Origin of the sequence: Alteromonas gracilis (assembly GCF_043642145.1) — a bacterium.
In the GTDB taxonomy this organism is placed as follows: domain Bacteria; phylum Pseudomonadota; class Gammaproteobacteria; order Enterobacterales; family Alteromonadaceae; genus Alteromonas; species Alteromonas gracilis_B.
Map to the genome: position 1 here is coordinate 114,430 of NZ_JBHZRZ010000011.1, position 17,087 is coordinate 131,516.

The window sequence follows — 17,087 nt, forward strand, 5'->3', positions numbered from 1 at the left end:
GCCTTCATTCTGGCATCTATTTCATAGAGTTACCAAAAAATGTTGCTCAGGGTTAAAAAAATTAGCATGCGTTTAGACATAAGTAGTAACACATCAAAATTTGCAAACTTTTAACGTTTGAATTATAAAGATATCAAAATGATATCAAAGGTGAGTGATATGAAAGAAAAGAAAGGGTTTTCAGTTAACGGATATTTGATGATTTGTGTATTGCTAGTCGCGCAGCTTGCAACGTTCTTTTATGCTGTAGCAGGCAATGCAGAGCTAGGAGTAATTTTAAGCCTGCTAGTAGCAAGTTTGTGGCTGGGCTATTTTATGGTGCAGCCCAATCAAGCCAAAGTTATGACATTTTTTGGAAGCTATGTTGGGACCGTTTCAGACGTGGGCCTACGATGGACAATTCCATTATTTAGAAGACTTAATATTTCGCTACGAATTAGAAATTTTGAGAGTGCAAAAATTAAGGTGAACGACAATCAGGGCAACCCTATTGAAATAGCGTCAATTGTTGTTTGGAAAGTGACAGACACCGCAGAAGCCGTTTTTGATGTAGACGATTACGAAAGCTTTGTAAGGATTCAGAGTGAATCAGCTATTCGCAATATGGCAAGCAGTTTCCCCTACGACCCACGAGACGACGAGCAAGCAGAAGTTGCACTTCGCAGCCATCCAATCGAAATTTCTGAACGTCTACAACAAGAGATTCAAGCAAGACTGGCAAAAGCAGGGATCACCATATTAGAGTCGCGTATCAGCCATCTTGCTTATGCCCAAGAAATTGCAAGTGCAATGTTACAACGTCAACAGGCGTCGGCTATTGTTGCGGCAAGAAAGCAAATTGTTGATGGTGCGGTAGGCACGGTTGAAATGGCGCTTCAACGACTGAACGAAAAAGGCGTAGTTGAGCTTGATGAAGAGCGAAAAGCGACCATGATTAGCAACCTCTTGGTCGTATTGTGCGGCGACAAATCGACGCAGCCTGTAATTAATACAGGTACCATTTATTAATTGTTGTTATTGGCGTGCCGCAAAGCGCATTGCGGCACCTAAGGTTCGTTATTTTGGCTAAGAAAAAAGCGTATCCACTTAGGATAAATGAAAATGTACTTGCTGCAATGGAAAGGTGGGCCGCCGACGACCTACGTAGTCTTAACGCGCAAATTGAGTACGTACTAAGGCAAGCATTGGTGAAGCAGGGAAGAGTGAAGCTTGTTGAAAAAGTGGTGGTAGAAGTCGAACAGGTTAATCCTAACGAAAAAGAAGATAACTGATAGGCTTACATGCTTTATCAGTTATCTTCACATCATAGTTAGGCGACGAAGGTTATCTTTCATTGCGCTTATCTTTTTGTCTGAAGAGTACGACGCCACCCATCATGAATAATGAAAGCCACGACCACGTTCCGCCGTGCTCTTCTACAACAACTACAGTTTCTTCAACTACGTATTCGTTGTTTTCACTCTCAAGAGGAAGGTAAGACAAAGCACTGTCGTCAAATGCGTCGGTAAACGCAACTAGCACCTCAGTATCTGCGTCATAAAGTTCTAATAAAACGTCGTATTCACTTGATGGGTAACCAGTAAGGAGAGTGCTCTCGATGGTAAAGGTGTCTGTTGAATCCTCTGAATAAATGTAAAATTCTGACGATACATGGATGGCCTCGTAAACGCCATTTCTGCCTAAATACAACACAGCATAAACCGGAGCGCGCGTGAATATTGTGTCAGCGTCAAACTCAATCGAAAAAGCGGAATGATATCCGTCGTAATCGATATCTTGTTCTAAAGTAATCCAGCTTTCGTAGATCCAAAACTCGTTGATACTGCTAACTAAAATATCGCTAGATGATTTACTTACGCCTACATGATGCTGGTGCTTATTCGTGTTTACTTGTTGACTACTCGCACTGCTCAATGGCTGCTCTTTCGATTCTTCGCTTTCTATTAAGCTTGTAGTTTTGGGCAAAAGCGAAGGGGAAGCGGTATAAGGCTTGTCGTAACGGAATTCTTTCGAAGTTACTGTTTTGTCGTTCGCGCCTGTCTTGGAGTTTGCATGTACAGGTGATACAAGGGCAAAGTTAATTGTTGCGACTACAGTGTATGCGGTAAGAGAGAGAAGTAAGCTTTTCATCTGTCCATCCTTTTCCAATCGATAATGACCATGTCATTGTCGACGGAAAAAGATGAACAAAAGCTGAAGGGTAACTTAACGCCTTGTTAGTAAAAGGCGCGGCGTATATTAGCGGTTAATCGTCGAAACCGTGCTCTTCTTCGTATTCACCTTCTTCACGAGGTTCGAAGTAAGTGCCCCAGCCGTCGTATGTAACATCATGTTTATCAGCAATTTTTAGCAGTGTATCCGAGTCAGCATTAAGCTTCTGTATGTCTAGCTTTCTTTCTGCAACAGCGTCGAAGCAAAAAATGGTTTCCCCATCGTCTAACATCAATTCTTCAGCGTCAGTCACTTCAAACCCTGCTTTGAACGCGTCAACAGCCGCTTTTTCTAAAACATCGAAGTCAGTGCTGGCAAAGTGGTGCTCAATGGTATAGTCGGCATCGGCTTGGCTGCCATCGTCTAAGAGGGCATCAATAGTTTCTTGGTTAAACTCGTACCACTCTTCTCTTTCATCGAACTGGGTCATAATAAACACTCATTAGCAATTTTGACGCAAGTTTACCTGCTTTTTTCAAGTTCATCGACCTGTGTATTGAGTGCATCAAACTTTTGTTTCATTTCGTCGTTAAAATGCAGCATCCACTCTTTGATAGAGTGTTCCTCTGTTAACGGTTGGGGGGCGGCAATATCAATAAGTACAATACCGTTATCCCAGCGATTCCATTTTACTTTTTTATGCAAATTGCTTGCGGTTACCATAACTACAGGTTCATTAGTTGCTTTTGCTAAGCGAAATGCGCCTTGTTTAAATGGTAAAATTCCTCTGCCATAACTTCGAGTGCCCTCAGGGAATAACCACACCGAAGTTTTCTTCTTGGCAATTCGTTTGGCAGCAATATCAAGTGTGTTGCGGGCTTTACCCGAGTTTTTTCTATCAATCATAATATTGCCTGATAACCAATAAATTTGACCGAAAATGGGGATCCACTTTAAGCTCTTTTTACCAATGGTTACAACTCCAGGTAATGCTGCTTTACAAATGGTGATGACATCAAAGCTATTTTGATGGTTGGCAATGTAAACGTATGGTTCATTGATTTTTACCGCAGGATCTTTCTTAATAATGATCTTTAGGCCAACAATTTTAGCCATAAGTGAGTACATACTACCCGCAGCGTGCACGTTGTCTTTGTGGAAAGGCCTAACGATACATACGATAAGCAAAACGATGTTTATAAGTAAGAAAGCAATAAAAAGTGCCGGAATGCGGAATAAAGCGACCAAAATAACTCCTAGATTCAATTGACGCGCGCAGTATAGTTGAAGTTTCAGCGTACACTTGTCCGATGAGTTTTTTATTGTATCAGAAGCTGATTAAGTAAATAAGTTGAAAAAGTCGGGGTGTTTATCTGCTTTAGTATGAGGAAATTTTTTCGATACCCCATTACAATACAAAAAAGCTCAATCAACCCTAACTTGGTAAATAGTATATGCAAACATTCACTCCAGACGACCTAGAAGAAGATATTCTTTCTGACTTAATGGAGGAAATAAACGAACTCTACGAATCAAGTGAGCAAACCTTAATTGAGCTTGAGCTTCGTCCAGAAGATAACGAATTACAGCGCGCGCTTTTTCGCTCTATTCACACCATTAAGGGCGACTTAGGGTTGGTGAATTTCTCGCCAATGATTCCGCTGTTGCAGCACGTCGAAGATTTGCTCGATTATTTACGCAAAGGGCAGGTGGCTTATACCAGTACAATGAGCGACTTGGTACTGCTGACCATGGACAGGGTAAAAGCCTTTGTTGAAAGTGTAATGGCAGATGGTAAAGCCCAATACGACGACAATCTGCATAATCAACTGGTATTGGCAATTGGCCGAGTAACGCCTGAAAATACTCAAGAACATGAAAAGCGCCTTACCGAAGCAGTTTTACTGCTTAACCCGGCGTTAGATATTGTTACCGATGAAGACAACCCCCAGAATGTTCAGATAAAACCGCCTACGCTTGCGTCTACGGGTATTCCAAAAGACATCAGTAGTGAAAAGAAGCAGGACATATTGTTCTTTCGTGACTTAATGCAAACCATAGAGCGTCGCTCTAACTATTGGTCAGGTCGCGGTGACCGCATTGCTAAACTTGCTATGTATATTAATGACGTTGCAGAGAAGCCCATTGATGAAGACCAGCTCGCTGTTGCCAGTTATGTGCATGACTTTGGTATGGCTTTTATGCCATTAAAGCTTCTTCATAAAGGAGATGCACTTAGTGATATCGAGTTTAACCTCATGCGCTCTCATGTTTATAAGAGTGCTCGACTTTTAGAGCATTTAGACCAATGGGACATGGCGCGCAAAATAGTGATGCAGCACCACGAACGTACCGATGGAACTGGCTACCCGCTAGGCATCAAAGAAGAAGACATTTGTGAAGGTGCAAAATTATTGGCAATTGTCGATACATACGATGCGATGACGCATCCTAGAGCGCATAACGAAAACAACGTTTTATCCAAAAAAGAGGCGGTCATTGAAATTAACCGCAGTGCTAAAGGTCAATTTAGTATGAAGTGGGTAAGGCATTTCAATCAAGGAATGACAGCATTGTTAACCAAAGGGCAGTAAACACTGCCCTTTGGGGGTTTTTAAATTAGCTACAAATTGAATTAGGTGCTATTTGAATTAGGTGCTGTTTGAATTGTTGACTGTCGTTAACTGCGGCCAGATCAAATTCTCGAACCAAGCTGTACGTCGTTACAAAGTTTCTGGCTTTTGAATTCCCAACAAAGTGGCACTGTTTCTCTTTTGGGGTGACTCAGCGCCATTTTCAGTTTATCGAAGTTTGCATAGGTAACCGGCTCTCCCTCAAATTCAGTGATGATACTGTTGACTGAAATTTTGGCGGCATACGCCCCAGTATCTTCAGCCACGTCTAAAACAATGGCACCTTGGGAATGAGGGAGCAAGCGAAGGCCAGAACGATCTGCGCCTATAAAGGAAGTAAATTGCTTTGTGGGTTTGTACCACATACGTTCTGCAGAAAAATCAAACACAGTGTTAAATTGTCTTAAAACTTGATTACCCAATACCCCGTCGCTTCCGTCCTGCGAATTACTCCCTTCAAATCTAAAGTATGTTGGCAGGTGCTCAAACGTGGTGTCGCCAAAAGAGAAGTGAGACAGTAAACCAACAAGGTTGGCTGAATCTCCTTGAATTCCGGTGCTGGTTGTTGCAAAAGTTTCATCTGGCAAAGCAAAGCGGTCATTTTCGGCGAATAAGCTCAATGTCCCTGTTGAACCGGTATCCAGCATGAGTTTTACCGTTGTTAGGCTCTTTTCATCGTGAAGTGTTGTGGTGAAGTAGGGCGTATTGCTCTCTACAGGCATTGCGACTTCCTGCCACTGCTCAGTGCGATAATGCGCTCTGCTGTTATCATCTGGTTTGGTAATTACTAATTTCTTAGCATCGTGGTTTATCTCTACAAGACAACAATTAAAAAAATCAGCGCCAAGTACACCGTCGAAATACGTTTCATCTACACTGCGAAACGGCATCGCAGATGTTGGTGCGTAAATGACCGATAAATCGGAGATAGAAAACCCACCTAATTGAATGTGGGCGTCATGCACGATGTAAGCGGTTGGCGCCTTACCGCTTCCAGCCCCCCCTATCGTAATTGGCTTGTTCGTAGGTAACTTAAGTGCGTTGGTTTTGTTAGTTTCGGTAATGACTGTGGCTGCAGCGCCCGAATCTAGTACAAAAGTCAGGGGTGTGGTTTTATTAACAGTCACATTCACCAAAATGTGGTCATTGAGCATTGTGAAAGGCACCACGGTCCGAGTAATGGCTTCATCTACGAATTCTTTGTCAGCGTTTTTGCCTTCGCTTTGCCAAGCAATTTTCGCGTTCTCATTTTTCCACTGAAAAGCGGCCATGTCCCAAATGCGACATCCTGACAGACCAACGAGCATAGTCGTCATCAGTATCCAACGCAGACAACTGCGTTTACAGCAAGAATGTGTAGCTTCATTAGTGTGATTTATCATAATAATTGCCTCGTCGTTTTTATTAAGTGTAAAAGAAATTAATTATTGTTTTGCAATAATTATTATGTGTTTTGTAATAAAATATTTCTGTGTTACGAGGTTGTTTTGTGTTGTGGGTTGCTGTGGCGTACACTGAGCGAAAAAGGGCAAGAAGAGCGCGCTATGCAATCTATAGAAAATCTTAAACGGGTTAGTCACGTTACTCGAATGACGCTGTTTGCTGTTGTAGGCATTTTTTTAACTATTGCCATTTACGGCTTCGTATCACAAGGGCAGTGGTGGGTGACCTTTGGAGACAATCAATTTGATGCTTTGTGGCTTCAGTACAAAGAATCACATATCCTACTTGCAGCAGTTTTCTCACCTTTGATGGGGTGCTGGTTGCTTGGATTCTATTTCCTTCAGCGCCTTTTACTTGCACTAAGCAGTGGGCTTTTTTATGCAAAAGCCACGTTACGTTATTTGAAATACGTATCTTGGATTACGGTTTTTTATGTCTGTTATAGTATGGCAATGACGCCTTTGGCCACTTACTTAGTGGTGCCCGATAGTTCAATTGATATAAGTCTTAACCCCATGACGTTAATTATAGTGTTGTGCTTACCTGTGCTAGTTCACTTATTTAGCGCTGCCGCCGAGTTAGATAAAGAAAACAAAGAGATTGTGTGATGCCTGTTCTTGTTAACCTTGACGTTATGATGGCGAAGCGCAAAATTCGCTCTAAAGATCTGGCACAGAAAATTGGAATAACTGAGGCAAATTTGTCGCTATTGAAAAGCGGCAAAGTTAAAGGCGTTCGGTTCACAACATTAGAGGCAATTTGTCACCATTTACAGTGCCAGCCTGGCGATATATTGGTGTATGAAGATGAGTAAGGGAAAATAAAAGGGCACGAAAATGCCCTTTTTGCATTTTATGCGTTAGTTAACACCCAGCTCTTTCAGCTTTCTTGTTAACGTGTTTCTTCCCCAACCTAAGCGCTTAGCGGCATCCTGCTTGTGGCCGTGCGTATGCTGAAGCGCTCGCTCAAGCATAACGCGCTCAAACGTAAGCATCGCGTCGTTTAGAATGTTGTGATGGCCGTCGCGAAGCTGTTTATCTGTCCAACTTGCTAATAAGTCTGGCCAATCTCCCGACTCAGCATTTGGTTTTTCAATACTGCTATCGCTGTGAATTTCTGGAGGTAAATCGCTTGGCAATACTTCTTGGCCACTTGCCATCACGGTTAACCATCTGCACACGTTTTCAAGCTGACGAACGTTACCCGGCCATGGTAGTTGCGACATTACGCGCTCGGCGTCTTTTGAAATACTTTTAGCTTCTACATCTAGCTCTTTTGCTGCTCGGCGCAGGAAGTGACGCGTTAAAAGTGGAATGTCTTCACGGCGCTCATTCAGCGAGGGAAGGTGCACGCGAATAACGTTCAGGCGGTGAAATAAATCTTCTCTAAACTTACCTTCAGCAACACGCTGTTCTAAGTTTTGGTGGGTTGCAGCAATAATGCGTACGTCAACGCTTACCGACTGATGTCCACCTACGCGATAAAATTGACCGTCGGCGAGTACCCGTAGAAGACGGGTTTGCACATCTAACGGCATATCGCCAATTTCATCTAAGAACAGTGTACCGCCGTCAGCTTGTTCAAAACGGCCTTGGCGAGCGGCTTGTGCACCAGTAAACGCGCCCTTTTCGTGGCCGAAAAGTTCAGACTCGACAAGATCAGCAGGAATGGCCGCCATATTTAGTGCAATGAACGGTTTGCTGGCGCGAGGGCTATGCCGATGTAGCGCATGAGCAACGAGCTCTTTACCCGTCCCCGACTGACCGTTAATCAGTACGCTAATGGAAGAGCGAGAAAGACGACCGATAGCGCGAAATACTTCCTGCATAGCAGGAGCTTCACCAATAATTTCGGTTACCACATCCTCTACCTGGGCTTTAGAAACTGTGGATTGCTCTCTGGAATGAGCAAGCGCTCGTTGAGTTAGCGTGACTGCTTCATCGATATCAAATGGCTTTGGTAAGTATTCGAACGCGCCTTTTTGATAAGCATTTACCGCACTATCTAAATCTGAGTGCGCTGTCATAATAATAACAGGAAGCATAGGATGCGATACATGCACTTCGTTCAGTAACGTCATGCCGTCCATCTGTGGCATTCTAATGTCTGAAATGATGACTTCAGGGGCTTGGCCGCTTTGAAGTTGAAGTAATAAATCTTCAGGGTTTTCAAAACTTAAACAGCTGATATTTGCCGCTTGTAAGGCCTTTTGCAGCACCCAACGAATAGAACTGTCATCATCAACAATCCACACAGACTCATTCGTCATCGTCTGTCTCCTTACGGTCTATTGGTATGTAAATTACGAACTCAGTGTGACCAGGGTAGCTGTCTACATCTATTTTGCCGCCGTGGTGATTAATAAGGGTTTGAGAAATTGATAAACCCAGCCCAGAGCCATTTTGTTTACTTGTGACCATGGGATAGAAAAGCGTGTCTTTAACTTCCGCGGGAATACCCGGCCCGTTATCGATAATTTTAATCTTGGCAACCAGCGCATGACGTTTCGTTTGAATTGTCATTTGGCGCTCAATGCGCGTTATTAATCTTATTTCTGGATTAGGCGTTTGGCTTTCTGTCAGCGCTTGAACGCTGTTTCGAACAATGTTGAGTACGGCTTGCTGAATCATATCAGGATCGAGCATAAGCGGCGGAATACTCGGATCGTAATCGCGTACTATGCTAATAGGATTGTACGAATCGAAGCGCATTAAACTGCGTATTTTTTCGAGCGCTTGGTGTACGTTGCTCTCTTCAAATCGAGGCAGTGAATTTGGCCCTAGTAATCGATCAACCAAATTGCGCAGACGGTCAGACTGTTCGATGATCATGCTGGTGAACTCTTTATGTTCGTCTATCAGCTCTTTTTCTAAGAGCTGCGCAGCACCACGAATACCGCCTAGTGGGTTTTTAATTTCGTGAGCAAGGCCGCGTACCAATTCCCGCGCTGCGTAGTGTTGTGCGTTTTGGAGAGTTTCCCGTGAAATTCGTTTTTGCTGATCAATTTTCTTAACTTCAAACAGCAGTCGTTGGCCGTCTTTAAAATGTAAATTGGTGACAGTTAGATCGGCAGAAACGTAGCGGTTATCTTTAAACGCTAGTTTAATTTCATTTTCAGTGAAATCTTCACCTTTTCTCATAGCGGCTTTGAGTCGGGTTGTCTCAATTGTTCCCGGCAAGAAAAAATCTTGCAAAGGATGCCCAATGAGTTGTTTCAGCCCTGTTTCAAACAACGCTTCGCCGGCATGGTTGGCGTAAACAATTTTTAATTTGTTGTCTACCATCACCAACGCGGTGTTAAGGCTATTAATTAGCTGCTGTGTTTCTAACTCGGTGGAATGCATCCGAGCCCGTCTCCTTTGCACCATAATTGTGCATTGTAGCTTGCAATGATGCGAAGCGCGAACATTGAGACCAGTGAAGGATTGCTACTGAACCTCTGTGGTGCGCTTACAAAACAGTGATTGCACGCTATTAGTTATTAATTAACGCCGATGCCTGATGTAGGTAAAGGGTTTGTACTGGAGACGATGCAAGAGTCTTGCCCGTATTGTTAGTTAATTCAACTTTATACGTGTGGGCGCCGCGATGGATGCCAGAGAGCTTGAATACGCCGGAACTGTTGCTAGCTATTGGGGCGTCATCAAAAATTAATCGGTAAATCGGCGCTTTGGGTGCACCAGTTTGAGCCGCTGAAATGGTAATCTCGCCTAGATTATTACGAATAGTCGCTTCTGGAGCAGGAGACTTAATCACCACCTTGTAGTTTGGTTTTGAAACTTTAGGTGTGGGTGGCGGAGGAGGGGGAACTTTGTCCGCAGTTACAACGTTTTGAGTTTTCACATCAAACGTTAACGGTTCAGCGTTTAATTGGGGTTTATCTGTATAGGTAACCGTGCCGTCTTCACTAACCACTTTGTAAACTTTTGGCTGCGCAGGTGGCGCAGAAGAAGGTGGCCTTGAGGTTGCTGCGCTGGCCTTTTTTTCTTCTTCATAGGCTTGTGCATTTTGCGCAGAGCCGGCTTGATTCTGTGCTACTGCCTGCGCATGAACGAATGCGCTGCCAGTGCCTAGTAACAATGAGATTAAGCAGATATGTCGCGTAATTCTAAGCACGTGTTGCTACCTAGTCATAAAATCCTGATATGAATTGGAGTTATTGTTCTTATCCAATTCGAAAAAATTCGATATGAACACATATAAACCACACTATTCAAAAAGCTTTGTTCATATTGCCTTGCTTGAATAACTTCGCTAGTTACTAGTGCGTTAGCGTCTTCATAAAAAGCGTAAAGCTTTTAAATATAGTAGATAATAAGTGGGCATAAAAAAAGCCCGCACAGCGGGCTTTAGTATATTTTGCAATACAGCGTGTTATTACACGCTGTAGTACATGTCGAACTCAACAGGGTGAGTTGTCATGTTCAATTTAGTAACTTCTTCAGACTTAAGATCGATGTACGCATCAATCATGTCGTCAGTCATAACGCCGCCAGCTTTAAGGAAATCACGGTCGTTATCAAGCGCTTCAAGCGCCATTTCTAGCGAGCTTGCAACAGTTGGGATTTCAGCTGCTTCTTCAGGCGGTAGGTCGTACAAGTCTTTATCCATAGCGTCGCCAGGGTGGATCTTGTTCTTAATACCGTCGATACCTGCCATAAGCATAGCGGTGAACGCTAGGTATGGGTTAGCAGTTGGGTCAGGGAAGCGTACTTCAATACGACGCGCTTTATCGCTAGTTACGTGAGGGATACGAATAGACGCTGAACGGTTACGCGCAGAGTATGCAAGCATTACTGGTGCTTCGAACCCTGGAACTAGACGCTTGTATGAGTTAGTTGAAGCGTTAGCAAAAGCGTTGATTGCACGCGCGTGCTTAATAATACCACCAATGTAGTAAAGCGCTTCTTCAGAAAGACCCGCGTACTTGTCACCTGCGAAGATGTTAACACCATCTTTAGAGATTGACTGGTGACAGTGCATACCAGAACCGTTATCACCTACAAGAGGCTTAGGCATAAAGGTAGCAGTTTGACCGTATGCGTGTGCAACGTTGTGAATTACATACTTATAAACTTGGATTTCGTCAGCTTTCTTCACTAGTGTGTTGAATTGACATGCAATTTCGTTCTGACCAGCAGTGGCTACTTCGTGGTGGTGAGCTTCAATTACAAGACCCATTTCTTCCATTACTAGACACATTGCAGCACGGATATCGTGAGCAGAGTCTACTGGTGGTACTGGGAAATAACCGCCTTTAACACCAGGACGGTGCGCCATGTTGCCGCCTTCGAATTCTTCGCCAGAATTCCACTTAGCTTCTGAAGAGTCGATCTTGTAGAAAGAACCCGCCATGTCTGTGTGGAACTTAACGTCATCGAAAAGGAAAAATTCTGGTTCTGGACCAAAGAAACATGTATCACCGATGCCTGTTGATTTTAGGAATTCTTCTGCACGGCGAGCAACTGAGCGAGGGTCGCGCTCATAACCTTCCATTGTTGAAGGTTCAACGATGTCACAGCGAATGTTTACTTGTGTTTCTTCAGCAAACGGGTCAACAACGCAGCTGTCTGCATCTGGAAGAAGAACCATGTCTGACTCGTTTATTCCTTTCCAGCCAGCGATTGAAGAACCGTCGAACATTTTACCTTCTTCGAAAAACTCTTCATCAACTAGGCCCGCAGGGATAGATACGTGTTGTTCTTTACCTTTCGTATCGGTAAAACGTAAATCTACAAACTTCGCTTCACTTTCTTTAATCAGCTCTAATGCCTTTTCTACTGACATCGTGTCCTCCAGGTTTAATGTAAAAATGCGGAATGATCAGCTTCACTCCAACAGTGGCAAAAGTGAAAGCGATTATCATGCCATCTATATGCTTACCGAATTCTGTGGCATAGACAGGCACCTATCACTTCCTTTTTCGGTTGAAGGCACCATCATGGTGCATGGGTGCACCATGATGGTGTTTTGTGCTCATTTATACGTCAATCAGCCTAAATCAGTTTGCAACGCTTGGCTAGCCAATCTGATCAATTCGGTGCAATATAAATGGTCAATTGTTAAACAAATGGTTGAAAACCAATAAAACTCGTTTCCATCAAAAAAAAGATGCGCAAACGTCGTGGTTTTTCTGTACAATCCGCGCAAATTTTTCTATCTGCATTTTTTTGCAACAAATCTAATGCAGACTTATTCGATTCCCGAATTAAGTTGGCATCGATTTACACAGGCTCTATATAAGCATGAATACCACTGATATTAGTAAATTGCGTAACATCGCAATCATCGCCCACGTTGACCACGGTAAAACCACCCTGGTAGACAAACTGTTACAGCAGTCTGGCACCCTTGAATCTCGAGGCGAGCAAGAAGAGCGCGTAATGGACTCGAACGACATCGAGAAAGAGCGTGGCATTACCATCTTAGCTAAAAACACAGCGATTAACTGGAACGACTACCGTATCAACATCGTAGATACTCCTGGACACGCTGACTTCGGTGGTGAAGTAGAACGTGTAATGTCAATGGCTGACTCTGTACTTCTGCTTGTAGATGCACAAGAAGGCCCTATGCCGCAAACGCGTTTCGTTACGCAAAAGGCATTCGCTCAAGGTCTTAAACCAATTGTTGTTATCAACAAAATCGACAAGCCTGGTGCGCGTCCTGATTGGGTTATGGATCAAGTGTTCGACCTATTCGACAACTTAGGTGCAACTGATGAACAGCTAGACTTCCAAGTTGTTTACGCATCTGCACTAAACGGTTGGGCGTCACACGATGCAGACGAGCCTCAAGAAGATATGACTGCGCTATTTGAAACTATCGTTGAACAAGTATCTGCACCAGACGCTGATATTGACGGTCCTTTCCAAATGCAAATCTCTCAGCTTGATTATAACTCTTATGTGGGTGTAATTGGTGTAGGTCGTGTTAAGCGCGGTTCAGTTAAGCCAAACCAACAAGTAACGGTTGTTACTGCTGATGGTGAAAAACGCAACGGTAAAGTTGGTCTAGTTTACGGCTATCTGGGTCTTGCACGTCACGAAGTTGAATCTGCGCATGCAGGCGACATTATTGCTATCACAGGTCTTGGCGAGCTTAAGATCTCTGACACCATTTGTGACCAGAATACGGTTGAAGCGCTTCCTCCACTAACGGTTGATGAGCCTACTGTAACTATGACCTTCCAAGTAAACACATCTCCGTTTGCAGGCAAAGAAGGTAAGTATGTAACGTCACGTAACATTCTAGAGCGCCTTAACGACGAACTAGTACACAACGTGGCACTTCGCGTTGAAGAAACTCAAGACCCTGATAAGTTCCGCGTATCAGGTCGTGGTGAGCTTCACCTAGGTATTCTTATTGAAAACATGCGTCGTGAAGGTTACGAGCTTGCAGTATCGCGTCCAGAAGTAATTCTGAAAGAAGTTGATGGCGAAACACAAGAACCTTACGAAACACTTACTATCGACTGTGAAGAGCAGCACCAGGGCTCTATTATGGAGCAGCTTGGTTTGCGTAAAGCCGAAATGACCGATATGTCTCCAGATGGTAAAGGTCGTGTTCGTATCGATTTCGTCATTCCAAGCCGCGGTCTAATCGGTTTCCAAACAGACTTTATGACGATGACATCAGGTTCTGGTTTGTTGTACCACACGTTCGATCACTACGGTCCGTACAAAGGCGGTATCATTGGTAAACGTAAGAATGGTGTACTAATCGCTAATGCCAACGGTAAAGCACTAACTAACGCCCTGTTTAACCTTCAAGAGCGTGGCCGTCTATTCATCGGTCACGGTGTTGAAGTGTACGAAGGCATGGTTATTGGTATTCACAGCCGTGACAACGACCTAACTGTAAACGCACTTAAAGGTAAGCAGCTTACAAACGTTCGTGCCTCTGGTACTGACGAAGCGCAAACTCTAGTTCCACCAATCAAGATGTCACTTGAGCAAGCGCTTGAGTTCATCGATGATGACGAACTAGTAGAAGTAACACCTGAATCAATCCGTATTCGTAAGAAACTTCTTACTGAAAACGAGCGTAAGCGCGCATCACGCGCACCTAAGTCTTAGTTTTACACAAAGGCTTAAACTGACTTTTAAAATGCCAGCTTTCGCTGGCATTTTTTATTTTGGTTTCTGGTGTGAGAAATCGGAAAATATCGACCAAAGATGAGTAGTGTAATTTCAGATAAACCCCTATGCTTGAAGATGAAAAGCTGTTGCATCATTACGTCAGCAAAGCTGCGTTAAAATTGCACCAATAAAATGAATGAAAAGGGGAAAGGGAAGTGTTTTCTGTAGCCGTTGTTGAAGATGATCCGATTACGCTTGATATTATTACCGACGCGTTGGAAACAAAGTTGGATGCTGTTGTTTATCCATTTACGCGTAGTAAATTTGCTAGAGACTTTTTGCTACAGCAAACCTCTGAATCAATAAGTCTGATCATCAGCGACCAGGTCATGCCCGATTATGATGGGCTAAGCTTGTTGAAGACCTGCCATTCTTCCGGTCTTAACGTGCCATTTTTGTTGATTACTGCCGACCCTAATAAAGATCTTGTTATGGAAGCACGTAAGTTACAAGTATCAGGCTTTTTGGCTAAACCATTGAATATGGAAGAACTTATCCAAAAGTCAAAAGAAGCGGTTTCACAAACGAATTAAATATCCCTATCGTTTAAATTAACCTCTAACTAAGTACAATTCGATATAGCAAAATTCCGATTATTCATCTCTCGCCTCTAGTTTAAAACGCGCTAAAATTCTAGACTGTTGATATAAGTTAATAATGCAACAGGATGTAATGTGAGCGCTTTATTCGATAACACCCCTTCTCGAAAAGATACTTTCTCGTTTAAATGGCAAAAATACAAAGGGAAAGATGTTATTCCTGCGTGGGTCGCCGACACAGAATTTCGTTGTGCTCAACCAATCCTAGACGCTATTTCATCGAGTGTTGAACACGGCAACATGGGCTACATTTTGCCTGCGCATCACCAAGGCGCAATTCAAGCAGTGGTAAGGTGGCTTAAAGAGAAGCATGACTGGGACATTCAGCCTGATTGGCTTGTGTGGACACCAGGTGTTGTCCCTGCATTTAATGTGGCATGCAAAGCATATTGCGAGCCTGGTGATAAAGTACTTATTCAAACCCCTAACTACCCGCCGTTATTGGCGGCACCAAAGCTTAATGGCCTTGATAGGGTGGATATTGGAACGGTAGTGCAAACTGCAGAAGGCGAAATCTCAGATACCATCAATGAAATTGAGGGAGCACGTTACACTCTGGATTTTGATGCATTGGGAAGGGAAGCTGCAGACCCAAAATGCAAACTGTTTATTCTTTGCAACCCAATGAACCCAGTGGGATCAGTGCTTTCAAAAACTGAGCTCGATCGCATTGCTGATATCTGTAACGCAAACAACGTAACGCTTTGTTCTGATGAAATTCATTGCGACCTTATATTAGAAGAGGGTAAGCAGCACATTCCTGCCGGACGTGAGGTAAAGCTTGCTGAGAATAGCGTTACTTTAATGGCGGCAAGTAAGACATTTAACATTGCGGGGTTAGGCACTTCGTTTGCCATTATTCCCAACCGCAAGCTTCGCCAAGCATTTACCAATGCCGCTGCTGGCATTGTGCCTTGGGTTACCGTATTAGGTTTGGCAGCAACTGAAGCGGCGTTTACTCAGTGCGACAATTGGCACCAGCGGCAACTCGCTTACCTGCGTGAAAATCGAGACATGGTGTTCAATACCATTAATAGTATTGACGGCTTGCGAATGCTAAAAGCAGATGCAACCTTTCTTGCTTGGGTAGATGCCAGTGGGCTGGGTGTTGAAAACGTTCAGCAATGGGCGGAAGAAAAAGGTGTTGGGCCATCACCAGGCATAGATTTTCACAAAGCCGATCATTTCAGAATTAATTTCGGCTGTAGCAAAGCAATGCTACAAGACATTCTGCAACGCCTCGCCAGCTAAAATTGGGGTCAGAGTCTGAGGTATCCCCTCAAATAATATAGCGATATCAATGAGATAAAAAAGATAGGAACATTCATGATGTTTGGTGATCAGATCAATCGCCAAACATCACTGAGACCAAACAACCATGAATGCCCTAACTATTGTGAACAAAGTCGTTTCGCTTGTCAGCTATAACATGCATAAAACTCGACTAAATGCGGTAACAGCGTGCGTGAAAAGCTTGCTCAACGGAAGCGCTGCAACTGTAACAAGCATAGGTCGAGGAATTAATACTAAAGCCTTTGAAAAACATCGGATTAAACGTGCCGACCGTTTGCTTTCAAACCCAAATTTGTTAAGTGAAACACCGCTTATCTATGCATCTATATGCCAACTATTTTGTGGCGGCACATCACGCCCCGTCATTTCAATCGACTGGTCAGATTTAGACGACCGTAAAGCGCACTTTCTTTTACGCGCGGCAATATCTTTAAAAGGTCGGCCCATCACACTTTATCAAGAAGTGCACTGCAACAAGACGAAAGAGAAACCCGCTACGCACAAAGCATTCTTAAGGGCGTTGCACGCTATATTACCCTCACGCTGTCGGCCCATTATTGTCACCGACGCAGGGTATAAATCGCCTTGGTTAAGAGAAGTTTTAGCACTAGGGTGGGATGTCGTCGGACGCGTTCGCAAACCACACTTTTACTCGCTGGACAGTGGTAATACATGGCAGTGTATTTGTCACCTCTACGCCCAAGCGACCAGTCGACCGAAGCGTTTTGATAACAGCTACATAGTAAGAAGCAACGCCTTCGCCTGTACGCTTATTCTCTTTAAACAGAAAACGAAAGGACGTCACGCTTCAAATCCAGACGGTACAC

The 17,087-nt window shown here is 43.6% G+C and carries 18 protein-coding genes; 10 read left to right on the top strand and 8 right to left on the bottom strand.

Features of this window, described 5'->3' with window-relative positions; all coding sequences use genetic code 11:
* Window positions 1-159 precede the first annotated feature (159 nt).
* Both ACHUFN_RS17360 and ACHUFN_RS17365 read left to right on the top strand, forming a co-directional pair.
* Window positions 160-1,008, top strand: coding sequence for an SPFH domain-containing protein (locus ACHUFN_RS17360; protein WP_394223884.1), 849 nt, complete (start codon window positions 160-162; stop codon window positions 1,006-1,008).
* 53 nt (window positions 1,009-1,061) lie between these two features.
* Complete coding sequence (locus tag ACHUFN_RS17365; RefSeq protein ID WP_394223885.1) at window positions 1,062-1,271, top strand: type II toxin-antitoxin system antitoxin; 210 nt, start codon at window positions 1,062-1,064, stop codon at window positions 1,269-1,271.
* Between the two features lie 52 nt (window positions 1,272-1,323).
* Here the strand turns inward: ACHUFN_RS17365 and ACHUFN_RS17370 are convergent, their stop codons facing one another.
* The 3 genes from ACHUFN_RS17370 to ACHUFN_RS17380 all read right to left on the bottom strand — a co-directional run bounded on the left by ACHUFN_RS17370 (window position 1,324) and on the right by ACHUFN_RS17380 (window position 3,399).
* The gene (locus ACHUFN_RS17370) at window positions 1,324-2,130 is read right to left on the bottom strand and encodes a choice-of-anchor H family protein (RefSeq protein WP_394223887.1); all 807 of its coding nucleotides are present in this window, start codon (window positions 2,128-2,130) and stop codon (window positions 1,324-1,326) included.
* 115 nt (window positions 2,131-2,245) lie between these two features.
* The gene (gene rraB, locus ACHUFN_RS17375) at window positions 2,246-2,641 is read right to left on the bottom strand and encodes a ribonuclease E inhibitor RraB (protein WP_394223888.1); all 396 of its coding nucleotides are present in this window, start codon (window positions 2,639-2,641) and stop codon (window positions 2,246-2,248) included.
* A 32-nt stretch (window positions 2,642-2,673) separates the two neighbouring features.
* On the bottom strand, window positions 2,674-3,399 hold the full coding sequence (locus ACHUFN_RS17380; RefSeq protein ID WP_394223890.1) for a 1-acylglycerol-3-phosphate O-acyltransferase: 726 nt from the start codon (window positions 3,397-3,399) through the stop codon (window positions 2,674-2,676).
* A gap of 206 nt (window positions 3,400-3,605) precedes the next feature.
* On the opposite strand from ACHUFN_RS17380, the gene ACHUFN_RS17385 reads away from it, so the two are divergent.
* Window positions 3,606-4,745 (top strand): HD-GYP domain-containing protein, encoded by a 1,140-nt coding sequence (locus ACHUFN_RS17385; protein WP_394223891.1) that lies wholly within the window; start codon window positions 3,606-3,608, stop codon window positions 4,743-4,745.
* A 101-nt stretch (window positions 4,746-4,846) separates the two neighbouring features.
* On the opposite strand, the gene ACHUFN_RS17390 is transcribed toward ACHUFN_RS17385, so the two are convergent.
* A complete protein-coding gene (locus ACHUFN_RS17390) occupies window positions 4,847-6,100 on the bottom strand; it encodes an aspartyl protease family protein (protein ID WP_394223893.1) in 1,254 nt (417 codons plus the stop codon).
* Between the two features lie 228 nt (window positions 6,101-6,328).
* Here ACHUFN_RS17390 and ACHUFN_RS17395 point away from each other — a divergent pair, with 228 nt between their 5' ends.
* Both ACHUFN_RS17395 and ACHUFN_RS17400 read left to right on the top strand, forming a co-directional pair.
* Window positions 6,329-6,835, top strand: a complete 507-nt coding sequence (locus ACHUFN_RS17395) for a hypothetical protein (protein ID WP_394223895.1) — start codon at window positions 6,329-6,331, stop codon at window positions 6,833-6,835.
* The gene (locus tag ACHUFN_RS17400) at window positions 6,835-7,041 is read left to right on the top strand and encodes a helix-turn-helix domain-containing protein (protein ID WP_071815852.1); all 207 of its coding nucleotides are present in this window, start codon (window positions 6,835-6,837) and stop codon (window positions 7,039-7,041) included. The genes ACHUFN_RS17395 and ACHUFN_RS17400 overlap by 1 nt, the downstream gene beginning before the upstream one ends.
* Before the next feature lie 45 nt (window positions 7,042-7,086).
* On the opposite strand, the gene glnG is transcribed toward ACHUFN_RS17400, so the two are convergent.
* From glnG to glnA, 4 genes are all read right to left on the bottom strand, one after another.
* On the bottom strand, window positions 7,087-8,496 hold the full coding sequence (gene glnG / locus ACHUFN_RS17405) for a nitrogen regulation protein NR(I) (RefSeq protein WP_394223896.1): 1,410 nt from the start codon (window positions 8,494-8,496) through the stop codon (window positions 7,087-7,089).
* Complete coding sequence (gene glnL, locus ACHUFN_RS17410; RefSeq protein ID WP_394223898.1) at window positions 8,486-9,571, bottom strand: nitrogen regulation protein NR(II); 1,086 nt, start codon at window positions 9,569-9,571, stop codon at window positions 8,486-8,488. Before glnL ends, glnG begins: the two co-directional genes overlap by 11 nt.
* Window positions 9,572-9,701: 130 nt before the next feature.
* Window positions 9,702-10,343, bottom strand: a complete 642-nt coding sequence (locus tag ACHUFN_RS17415) for a DUF4124 domain-containing protein (protein ID WP_394223899.1) — start codon at window positions 10,341-10,343, stop codon at window positions 9,702-9,704.
* Window positions 10,344-10,604: 261 nt separating this feature from the next.
* Window positions 10,605-12,014 carry a glutamate--ammonia ligase gene (gene glnA, locus ACHUFN_RS17420; protein WP_394223900.1) on the bottom strand — a complete coding sequence of 470 codons (1,410 nt, stop codon included), beginning with the start codon at window positions 12,012-12,014 and terminating at the stop codon, window positions 10,605-10,607.
* A 25-nt stretch (window positions 12,015-12,039) separates the two neighbouring features.
* Here glnA and ACHUFN_RS17425 point away from each other — a divergent pair, with 25 nt between their 5' ends.
* The 5 genes from ACHUFN_RS17425 to ACHUFN_RS17445 all read left to right on the top strand — a co-directional run.
* Entirely contained in the window at window positions 12,040-12,315 is a 276-nt protein-coding gene (locus tag ACHUFN_RS17425) for a hypothetical protein (protein ID WP_394223902.1), read from the top strand.
* A 157-nt stretch (window positions 12,316-12,472) separates the two neighbouring features.
* Window positions 12,473-14,305: a translational GTPase TypA gene (gene typA / locus ACHUFN_RS17430; RefSeq protein ID WP_394223904.1), complete on the top strand. Its 1,833-nt coding sequence runs from the start codon at window positions 12,473-12,475 to the stop codon at window positions 14,303-14,305.
* 218 nt (window positions 14,306-14,523) lie between these two features.
* Entirely contained in the window at window positions 14,524-14,901 is a 378-nt protein-coding gene (locus ACHUFN_RS17435; protein ID WP_394223906.1) for a response regulator, read from the top strand.
* Window positions 14,902-15,042: 141 nt separating this feature from the next.
* Window positions 15,043-16,218, top strand: a complete 1,176-nt coding sequence (locus tag ACHUFN_RS17440; RefSeq protein ID WP_394223908.1) for a MalY/PatB family protein — start codon at window positions 15,043-15,045, stop codon at window positions 16,216-16,218.
* Between the two features lie 178 nt (window positions 16,219-16,396).
* Window positions 16,397-17,087: IS4 family transposase (locus ACHUFN_RS17445; protein WP_394223909.1), on the top strand; the 691-nt coding region annotated here is incomplete at its 3' end.

What these genes read in the sequence shown, in the direction of transcription:
- ACHUFN_RS17425 (WP_394223902.1), top strand. Translation starts at nt 12,040, where the DNA reads ATGCGGAATGATCAGCTTCACTCCAACAGTGGCAAAAGTGAAAGCGAT.
- ACHUFN_RS17390 (WP_394223893.1), bottom strand. Translation starts at nt 6,100, where the DNA reads ATGACGACTATGCTCGTTGGTCTGTCAGGATGTCGCATTTGGGACATG.
- ACHUFN_RS17385 (WP_394223891.1), top strand. Translation starts at nt 3,606, where the DNA reads ATGCAAACATTCACTCCAGACGACCTAGAAGAAGATATTCTTTCTGAC.
- ACHUFN_RS17360 (WP_394223884.1), top strand. Translation starts at nt 160, where the DNA reads ATGAAAGAAAAGAAAGGGTTTTCAGTTAACGGATATTTGATGATTTGT.
- glnL (WP_394223898.1), bottom strand. Translation starts at nt 9,571, where the DNA reads ATGCATTCCACCGAGTTAGAAACACAGCAGCTAATTAATAGCCTTAAC.
- rraB (WP_394223888.1), bottom strand. Translation starts at nt 2,641, where the DNA reads ATGACCCAGTTCGATGAAAGAGAAGAGTGGTACGAGTTTAACCAAGAA.
- ACHUFN_RS17395 (WP_394223895.1), top strand. Translation starts at nt 6,329, where the DNA reads ATGCAATCTATAGAAAATCTTAAACGGGTTAGTCACGTTACTCGAATG.
- ACHUFN_RS17400 (WP_071815852.1), top strand. Translation starts at nt 6,835, where the DNA reads ATGCCTGTTCTTGTTAACCTTGACGTTATGATGGCGAAGCGCAAAATT.
- glnG (WP_394223896.1), bottom strand. Translation starts at nt 8,496, where the DNA reads ATGACGAATGAGTCTGTGTGGATTGTTGATGATGACAGTTCTATTCGT.
- typA (WP_394223904.1), top strand. Translation starts at nt 12,473, where the DNA reads ATGAATACCACTGATATTAGTAAATTGCGTAACATCGCAATCATCGCC.
- ACHUFN_RS17370 (WP_394223887.1), bottom strand. Translation starts at nt 2,130, where the DNA reads ATGAAAAGCTTACTTCTCTCTCTTACCGCATACACTGTAGTCGCAACA.
- glnA (WP_394223900.1), bottom strand. Translation starts at nt 12,014, where the DNA reads ATGTCAGTAGAAAAGGCATTAGAGCTGATTAAAGAAAGTGAAGCGAAG.